The organism is Psychrobacter sp. 4Bb (genome assembly GCF_002836735.1).
Classification (GTDB): Bacteria; Pseudomonadota; Gammaproteobacteria; order Pseudomonadales; family Moraxellaceae; genus Psychrobacter.
In genome coordinates, this window is record NZ_PJAS01000002.1 from 1 (window position 1) to 9,209 (window position 9,209).

Sequence of the window (9,209 nt, forward strand, 5' to 3'; positions counted from 1 at the left end):
GTAAAAAACACTAAAAAATATTCTATCTAAATTAACCCCAAAAATGTCCAAAGGTCATAAACAGACCAATACTCAGAAGCATAAATGCCACAATAATTAAGCGCTTGAACCAGTTAAATGCTGGCAAGCGCGTGGTATTATCATCCGACATGAGATAAGCGAACAAAAACAATAGGCTTGCTGCCAAGGTCATGATACCAAGCCCAATTGGTAATATAAATAAGTACACTTGCCACACAGTCATCTCTCAACGGTCATTATTAAGGGCATCATAGCAGCAACAGGATTGCGCTGTCTGTATGAACGTGACTTCACTTAGACTTTTTACAGCTATTCAAACAGAAGTGATTCGATTATAGAAAAACAAGATTAAATAAAAATAGGCAAATATCGAGAAATAAGTTGGCTTCTAAGATATAATTCTATATAGTTCTAGTAACTTTATAGACACATTAAGAACGAGGGGATTAGTGGTAAAAAATCAGCGAAAACCTTACTTATATATTCATATAGATGTCACATATCAAATGACTATTACTGATAATTGAGGTACTTGCAAAACCAGTTTTAAGGTTTATCAAGCGAGTGACGAGTTGGTTTTGACTATTGAAACTGAGGTATGTCTCTATAATTTATTCGTAATAAAGTTATTGAAATATATTAAACAAAACTATCCTTATTCTTAGAGAGATAACATGCTAAAAAGAATTGCTTTTCTAACGGTTACATCAATACTATTTGCTGGTTGTGCGTCTGTACCCACTGAAAATGTTGAAGTATCTAATGTACTCAAGCAAGTTAAAGCACCAAGTACAGATAATGCTGGTCTATATATTTACCGTAGCAATAGTGTGGTGGGTGCGGCTTTGAAGAAAGATATCTGGGTAGATGATGAGTGTATTGGAGAGACTGCGCGTGGAACATTCTTTTACCATGAGGTGCTAGGAAATAAAGAGCATAAAGTTTCAACAGAATCTGAGTTCTCACCAAATGATTTAATGGTAATGACTGAAACAGGTCAAAACTACTTCGTCAAACAGTATATTAAGCCCGGTCTTTTTGTCGGTGGTGCTGGTTTGAAGTTAGTACCTGAAAGTGAGGGCAAAGAAGCGATAGCTGACCTTGATCTCGGTATTAAAGGCAATTGTAGTAAATAGCTAATTTTATCATCCGAGTGGTTCGTAGTATTAACGACATTTAGCTATTAACTCACTGAAAAATAGGCTGAGATTGGATTGAACACGAAAAAGAGGGTGCTTATAAAGCACCCTCTTTTTCGTGTTCAGTCTGCGTAACTAACGCATCGTCACAAACTCTTCCGAGCCAGTTGGATGAATGGCAACGGTATTGTCAAAATCAGCCTTAGTCGCGCCCATTTTGATAGCAACGGCAAAACCTTGAATCATCTCATCGACGCCAAAACCAATACCATGTAGGCCAATGACTTTTTTGTCATCACCCAAGCATACTAGCTTCATGGTGCATTTTTGACGATGCTGAGTGACCGCGCTATACATATCGGTAAAGCTTGAAGTATAACATTTGATGTTTTCTTTGCCATAGCGCTCCACCGCGTCGATTTCAGACAAGCCAATCGTACCGATAGCTGGGTGAGTGAAGATTACCGTCGGTATTAACGAGTAGTCCAAATGCTCATTAGGCTTATTATTAAACAGACGCTCTGATAAACGGCGACCTGCGGCAATCGCTACAGGCGTTAGATCTACGCTGTTCTCGATAATATCACCGACTGCATAAATACCATCGACGTTGGTGTTTTGGAATTTATCGACTTTAATTTTACCTGTCTCAGTCGTCTCAACCCCTGTCACTTGCAGATTGATACCGTCTGTCGATGGCGCGCGACCAATCGCCCAAATCAAGCAATCGACAGTGTCGATACAGTCTTCACCGCCATCATTGGTGGTTAAATCTAGGCTATCATCAGCATTTTTATTGACTTCATTGATTACTGTGTTGGTGTGTAACTTAATACCAGCTTGTTCCATTTCTATCAGCAAAGTCTCTACGATAGTATGGTCAAACGTACGTAGTGGTGAGTGTTTGCGTACATACAAATGCACCTCGGCACCCAGACTGTTTAACACGCCTGCGATCTCGACAGCGATATAGCCTGCACCTACAATCGCCACACGTTTTGGCAAATGATTCAACGCAAAAAAGCCGTCAGAGTCGATGCCGTATTCTGCGCCTTTGATATCTGGCTGAATCGGATGACCGCCCGTAGCAATCAAAATATGATCAGCGGTAATCAGCTCGCCATTTACTTCTACGGTATTGGTATCGACAAACTTGGCAAAGCCTTTGATCACTTCGACGCCGTTTTTGGCCAAGTTATTGTCATAAGCGCGGTGAATGTTTTCGATATATTGTTGACGGCTCTGTACCAGCTTTTGGAAGTCAAAACCTTTTAACTCAACATCAAAACCATAGTCTGGCGCATATTTATGGATAGCTTCAGCCACTTGCGCGCCATACCACATTACTTTTTTGGGCACACAGCCCAAATTCACACAAGTACCACCCAGTTGGTTGGCTTCGATAATGGCGCATTTTTTACCGTAGCTCGCTGCGCGGTTGAGTGATGCGATGCCGCCGCTACCGCCGCCAATAGAGATATAGTCATAATGTTTGGTCATAATACGGTCTCTTTATTAAGTTGTTATTGGTGCTGTTTCTGACTCTACTGTAATGGGTCTTATCATCCATCTTACAAGTTTTTTATGGTTAGGATGTGTTGAGTCGCTTGAGTCTCAACAGTGCTTGGTTAAGAAAAGCTTAGCATTTAGATATTTAAGATCATCTATACAATAGGACGACGTCTATAAAATAACAACCCCGGAATGGACAAGCCGAGCACCAATCCTGAGGTGACAAATAAAGCTTCGAACAAATACACCATCATTTGGCTAAATAACTCATCTGAAAAGCCAAAGTAACCAATCTGCACCATACTAACCATCGCTTTATATGCGGCGATACCAGGCATCATACAGATGACACTGGGCGAGATGAGCGCTTTGGGCGGTAAGGTATATTTCTTAGAAAAATATACGCCCAAAAAGCTGGCAAGCATCGCCCCAAAAAAGCTGGCAAGCACGATATGTATGTTCTGATAAACGAGAGCTGTCTTTAACCCAAAGCCAAACGCGGTCATAAGTAAACACGGCAAGATATAGCGTTTGGGTACGCTAAACATCAGCGTCCAACCAAGGGTAATGATACAAGATAGTATGACGGTTTTGATAAACCACATTTTAAAACCCCCAATGCTGTATGCGAAGTAAAACCAGCGCCATTACGATACCGACGCACGCGGACAGGGTCAGCATATAGGTAAAGACCGCACGCCCAACGCCAATATTGACATAGCCTTTGAGGATATCGGATAAGGAGTTAATCAACGGAAAGCTGGGCACCAGTAGCAATACGCTGGAGGCAACAGCGATATCGGCGTTATTACCAATATCAAAATAATAGGTCGTCGCCCCAATCAATGAGGCGATAAATGCGGTCACAATGACCGTGATAAAAGGGTTAAAGTGGTGCTTGGAGAGATAGATACGAGTAAACATCGCCACCATGCCAGCGATAAATGTCACCGCCGTAATCGACCAACTACCACCATTCAAATAAGCAAAAGCCGCACAAGATGCACCCACAAATAGACTGACGAGCCACGTTGGATATACGGTCTTATCCAACTCATCAAAGGCAAGGGTAGTGCGGTCAATCAAGTCATTATGATCGACAGTGGCTTCGGTTTTATTGACGATTTGCTGGATTTGTACCAACAGATTGACGTTGATGCTCTGATTGATCGTGTCTCTAGTGGTAGTGATACAGCGCTCGTCACAGATAGTCGTCAAGGTAATGGCGTTAAAGTTTAGCGAACACTCGACGCTGTTCATCCCCAAGGCAAGCCCCAAGCGTTTGGACAAGTCCACCACCACGGCAGACTCAGCACCATACTGCATAAGGAGTAATCCGCAGCGCACGCATAGTCGGGTAATGCGCTGCTGCTTTACGTAGCTGATAGAGGTCATGGGTGAGATACGCAGGTTGGTATTGATACACTATTATAAAGGGTATAGATGCTGATGCGCAGGCATTAACGGATATTATATTGGCTGCTATTGTAAAATTTTTTGATAAGGAGCATAAAATGCATATCGCTATTTTGACATTGACGTTTTCATTGCCCGGCTGCGGCTCGCTAAAAGAGAAACGCCACCGTATGGGCGGCTTGCATGCGCGCTTTGGCAATGCGCCAAGTGTCGCAGTATGTGAGAGCGGCGGCCGCGCGCGCCATGATGCCAGTGAGTGGACGTTTGTGATCGTTGGACTGTCTAAACGTGAGGTCGAATCGCAATGTAGTCAAATTGAGGAAAAGCTAGAACGTACGGTAGATGCAATAGTGATGAATATTGAGAGGGAGTTTGTTTAGCGTTGAGAGTATTTATAGGAAGCTAATCTCGCTTTTCGCTTTAATAAAAAACCCCATTTAAAGGGTTTTCATTGCAAGCCTAACGAAGCAGTGTTTCGTTTTTACAGCTCTCAAGTGTCGCAATCTCTACACCAACCTACTTGCTAAGTATCTTTTGATAAAAAATCTAGTAAGGCAGGCACGTTTTCCCGAGCGCTACGCCCAGCACCTATAATAGTCGCTGAAGCAGGACTTGCCCAATCGCCGTAGCCAAATAGCCATAGGCGTGGCTCTTTGAGCGCTTGACCTTGTTCGGTCAATATCTTCCCATCCTCTTCTATCACACCTAAAGACGCTAAATGCTCAAGCGTAGGCTCAAAGCCAGTACACCAAATAATCGCATCTATTGATTCTTCAGTGCCATCAGGCCATACCACGCCTTGCTTGGTAAGGTGACTAAACATAGGTCGCGTCGTTAATAGTCCTTTATCCCGCACTTTTTTAATAGGCGGCATCATAACGATATTACCCTCAATATTAGCGGCGTTAGTGTTATTACTATCGTTATCACTGCGATCATTACTATTATTGCCATCGTCTTCATTATCGATAACTTTATGAGTACTACTTTTATTGCTCATAATACGCGCCGTGGCTCTCTCAAATAGGGCGCGCCCATCGACATCGTCTGGTAAAAACTGTGGTGGCTCAAGCGTTACCCAGCTCGCATCAGCGACTTGCACCAATTCTGCATAAATCTGCGCTCCGGAGTTGCCACCGCCGACCACTAGTACCCGTTTATCTTTATATCCTTCTGGACCGTCGTAATGAGCTGAGTGGCGCTGTTCACCGAGGTAGTCTTGCTGTCCTTCAATATCTGGAATGTAGTAATTGCTCCAAGTGCCTGTAGCGCTAACGACCGCTTTAGCAAGACAAGTGTAGTGTCCATCGCTTACTCGCAAGCAGTCATTCTCATCATCGCGCTGGACGCTTTTTACTTCATAAGGGCGATAGATAGGTAGCTGGTAGCGCTGTTCATAGTCGGCAAAATAGCTTAATACGTCATCTCGATGCGGGCTTTTACCGTCTTTGGAGGATGGCATCAGTCTACCTGGTAAGGAGCTCATCCAAGCTGGTGAAAAAAGTCGTAGCGAGGGCCAAAAACGCTGCCATGCGCCGCCACTTTGGTCTTGATTGTCTAAGATAATAAAGTCCAACTTGGCGCGTCTTAAGTAGTAGCCTACCGCTAAACCTGCTTGACCGCCACCAATGACAATCACGTCGAATATTTTGGTAGACGATTTTTTAGACGACATTTTAGGTGACATAGTATTTCTAATTCTCTTGATATAAGAATACAAATAAACGGTATCTGGTTTTATTTTTATTGAGCTAATCCTGTTTTTCGCTCTAGTGTACGACCTAGGATACCGCTGCGGAATTTGTGAAAATGCAAACTCCCTCGCGCTCGGGCGAAGCGGCGCTTCGTTATTTACTTGCTCAGGACTAAATTTTGTCTAAAGGCGATTAATTAGCATTGAATATGAATGGTTGATTTGTAGTGAGTACAGCCATTTCGAAAACTATACTTATCTGGTCGTCGACTAAATAAGACATAGGTATAGAAATATTGATAAATCATTCATTCTTTTTATACCTGCTTTATAGTGCTTAAATACTATAAGACAAGTTGCAGAGGAGTGTTGAGTAAACAGTATATCCATTTATATCTAAAAATTATCAACTTATACCTCAGTGAAAACAATAACAAGTAGTTATACCTAAAAGGTATAACTACTTGTTAAATAGGTCTTAGACATACTCACTAAGAGTGTTTATCTTGGATATAGAAAGTTACATGCCAATAAAAAAATGTTTGAGTATAAACACCTTACTTATCCGAGCTTTGATAGTGCCTTAATCTAATAATCCATTAGTTATGTACATAACTAATATTTTAGTGTGATGAATTAGTGATACTAAGTATTGTTAAACAACTAGTGTTGAGATAGATACACGTAGTATGAAATAGAGATTTACTTTATGACACTTAGATTTCAGAAATAGCCATCAAGAATTACAACTGTCATGCAGAATTTAAATCGTATGATTTAGATTGGTGTTTTTTATAGCTGAAAAAATCTTTGTCTGATTTTTTATTCTCGCTTATATCATTCAAACATTTAAACTGCAAAAGCAATTTAAATTATTCAAGTTCCTCAGGGTAAGTATATTGCATGGATTTATTAAAAATAGATCAGGGAGATCTAAATGATAGAGACTAAAGAGCCGCCTCTGAAGGACGTCATAGAAACAATAAGCTATCCAATGATTTTAATTGGCTTATTTGGTGGGCTTTTATTAGCATGGCTTCTACCTGATAGTTTATCCTTTGCTGGACGGGCAGCAGCGGGCGGTGCGTTATTAATGGCAGTCTGGTGGATGACGGAAGCTATTCCGATCCCAGTGACTTCAATGTTACCACTGGTACTGTTTCCATTATTCGGGATTGGTACCTTTGGAGAAATGGCTGCACCTTATGCGAACTCAGTAGTCTTTTTAGTATTAGGTGGGGTGATACTGGGTCTAGCAACAGAGCGCAGTGACTTGCATCGTCGTGTAGCATTGCGCACTATACAGGTAGTAGGTACGCGTCCTGATCAAATTGTGCTAGGCATGATGTTGTCTTCGGCTTTTATTTCGGCATGGATTTCTAATACTGCTACAGCGGTGATTATGGTACCTATTGGTGTTTCCATTCTGAAGCTAGTTCGGAACTTAGAGAGTCAGGAAGGGGAAGTAAATCATGATTGGAAGTTTTCTGCTGCTTTAATGTTGGGTATCGCTTATGGGGTCACAATAGGGTCTACTGCAACGCTCATAGGTCAACCGCCGACGGCTTTAATGGCTGCTTATCTTCAAGAACAGCAGGGTTATACTATAGGTTTTGCCGAATGGATGATGGTTGGTGTGCCTTTTGCCATTGTAATGCTGATCATAGCTTGGGTTTTACTCACTAAAGTGGTTTATCGTTCCAAATTACGGGAACTACCGGGTGGTACTGAATTAATTCGTAAAGAAGTCGAAGCTCTTGGCCCCATGTCTAAATCTGAAGCACGGGTAGGGATGATATTTCTTGGCGCTATATTCTTTTGGGTTGCAGTACCTTTGCTTACTAAGATATCTATTGTAAATGAGGCTCTGCCGTTCTTGGCGGGGATTTCTTCCTCGCAAGTAGCTATGACGGCAGCAGTTGCCTGTTTTATAGTATCCTCTGGCAAAAAGAATAGTCAGGGTAAGAGCGTTGCTTTGTTGACATGGGATGCTGCGCGTGAAATTCCATGGGGTCTGTTACTACTGTTTGGGGGTGGTTTAAGCCTTTCGGCTGCCTTTACAATGACTGGCCTATCGAATTGGATTGGTGAACAGGTAGGGTCGCTTGGAGATTTGCCTCCTTTACTAATAATGATGATTGCCGCTATAGTAGGGCTAGGCTTAACAGAGCTTACCAGCAACACTGCAACTGCAGCGGCATTCTTTCCTATTATGGGGTCGGTTGCAATTGGAGTGGGTATTGATCCTTTGATTATGACAGCGTTGATGACGTTGTCGATTTGCTCAGCTTACATGTTGCCAGTTGCTACACCTTCTAATGCGGTAGCTTTTGGTTCAGGTGAAGTGTCAATCAAGCAGATGGTGCGCGCTGGGGTCTTTTTAAATATTATTTCACTGGTCGTAATTTTTATAATGATTCAGACATTAGTGCCGATGGTTTTAGGACGTTGAATGTAACTTTCAGCCTAAGACAGATCTAACGTTCACCATGATTAATGTAGGTTGGTGTCGAGGAATGAGACCCAACGAAATATTTTTACGTAATATTAGATAGTTAGGTTTTCTTTGTGAACTCAACCTACAGGCTAATCTTTATCGTCATTTGAATCATTATTAATGAGTTCAATATCTTTAGAAACAGAGTTTATCTTTTCTAAATAGTCACTTTTTACTTTCGATTTATTAAGAGCTTGTGTTATTTGCTTACCTTTATCAGGTTTAGAATTGTTAATGAAAGCTGAAATAGCTTCGTGACTGTCTTCAGGAATCAACATGCGGCCATAGTATTTTATTAAACCATCGAGCACGTTGTTTTTAGATGTAGACAATTTCTTATTAGTATCTAACAAGCCTTTACTTTTTAATACTCTCTCAAATTCTCTTGATTGGGCTGCTTCTGATATTATATTGTCCCATAATTCATCTGTTATTTTTGCAGTTTCTTCTATAACGTCTATGTTATCGGGAGCATTTTGTATCATTTGTTCTTGTTCAGTTGGTACTGTGAGTCTATTGACAAAATCTAGCGCTTTATCACCATCACTAGTGTTAGAGTCTAAACTATTGAAATAACTGTAAAAATTCGAAGTTAGTTCTTCACATCCGCTAATTGCACCATTTAACACAGACATTTTCCGCTTTAACTCTGGATGATCTTCAAACTTTGGATATCGAACATGGTGGTCAATCTCTCCCCATGCTTCATCTAATATAGTACGAGTCTGTAGTTCAAAGTTATAACTATGAGGTGTAATTCCTTTTATGATGTAATGAGTAGATCTATACCGAGAGTCTCTTTCTACTCGTTTGTATTTATAATCGCTTGTATTGTAATCTGGGTAGAAGCTTAAATCATCGTCAGGAGCATGGTATATAGTTATATTTTCATCTCCACACACACTAAAGTTCTCTAGAATAAATTTATTTA

8 protein-coding genes and 1 pseudogene are annotated in these 9,209 nt (G+C 41.2%); 3 read left to right on the top strand and 6 right to left on the bottom strand.

Going from position 1 to position 9,209, the window contains the following annotated elements; translation table 11 throughout:
• Nucleotides 1-31: 31 nt before the first annotated feature.
• The gene (locus tag CXF60_RS00300; protein WP_102090330.1) at nucleotides 32-244 is read right to left on the bottom strand and encodes a hypothetical protein; all 213 of its coding nucleotides are present in this window, start codon (nucleotides 242-244) and stop codon (nucleotides 32-34) included.
• 451 nt (nucleotides 245-695) lie between these two features.
• Here CXF60_RS00300 and CXF60_RS00305 point away from each other — a divergent pair, with 451 nt between their 5' ends.
• On the top strand, nucleotides 696-1,157 hold the full coding sequence (locus CXF60_RS00305; protein WP_102090331.1) for a DUF2846 domain-containing protein: 462 nt from the start codon (nucleotides 696-698) through the stop codon (nucleotides 1,155-1,157).
• 138 nt (nucleotides 1,158-1,295) lie between these two features.
• Here CXF60_RS00305 and gorA read toward each other — a convergent pair whose 3' ends face one another.
• The 3 genes from gorA to CXF60_RS00320 all read right to left on the bottom strand — a co-directional run bounded on the left by gorA (nucleotide 1,296) and on the right by CXF60_RS00320 (nucleotide 4,067).
• Complete coding sequence (gorA, locus tag CXF60_RS00310) at nucleotides 1,296-2,660, bottom strand: glutathione-disulfide reductase (RefSeq protein WP_102090332.1); 1,365 nt, start codon at nucleotides 2,658-2,660, stop codon at nucleotides 1,296-1,298.
• A gap of 164 nt (nucleotides 2,661-2,824) precedes the next feature.
• A complete protein-coding gene (locus tag CXF60_RS00315; protein WP_102090333.1) occupies nucleotides 2,825-3,277 on the bottom strand; it encodes a threonine/serine exporter family protein in 453 nt (150 codons plus the stop codon).
• 1 nt (nucleotide 3,278) lies between these two features.
• Nucleotides 3,279-4,067: a threonine/serine exporter family protein gene (locus CXF60_RS00320; RefSeq protein ID WP_102090334.1), complete on the bottom strand. Its 789-nt coding sequence runs from the start codon at nucleotides 4,065-4,067 to the stop codon at nucleotides 3,279-3,281.
• Between the two features lie 119 nt (nucleotides 4,068-4,186).
• On the opposite strand from CXF60_RS00320, the gene CXF60_RS00325 reads away from it, so the two are divergent.
• On the top strand, nucleotides 4,187-4,468 hold the full coding sequence (locus tag CXF60_RS00325; RefSeq protein ID WP_102090335.1) for a DUF503 domain-containing protein: 282 nt from the start codon (nucleotides 4,187-4,189) through the stop codon (nucleotides 4,466-4,468).
• Nucleotides 4,469-4,611: 143 nt separating this feature from the next.
• Here CXF60_RS00325 and CXF60_RS00330 read toward each other — a convergent pair whose 3' ends face one another.
• Entirely contained in the window at nucleotides 4,612-5,775 is a 1,164-nt protein-coding gene (locus tag CXF60_RS00330) for an ArsO family NAD(P)H-dependent flavin-containing monooxygenase (RefSeq protein ID WP_228706989.1), read from the bottom strand.
• A gap of 943 nt (nucleotides 5,776-6,718) precedes the next feature.
• On the opposite strand from CXF60_RS00330, the gene CXF60_RS00335 reads away from it, so the two are divergent.
• Nucleotides 6,719-8,233 carry an SLC13 family permease gene (locus CXF60_RS00335; RefSeq protein ID WP_180958051.1) on the top strand — a complete coding sequence of 505 codons (1,515 nt, stop codon included), beginning with the start codon at nucleotides 6,719-6,721 and terminating at the stop codon, nucleotides 8,231-8,233.
• Between the two features lie 134 nt (nucleotides 8,234-8,367).
• On the opposite strand, the pseudogene CXF60_RS00340 reads toward CXF60_RS00335, so the two are convergent.
• Nucleotides 8,368-9,209: pseudogene (locus tag CXF60_RS00340) on the bottom strand (hypothetical protein); the annotation flags it as partial.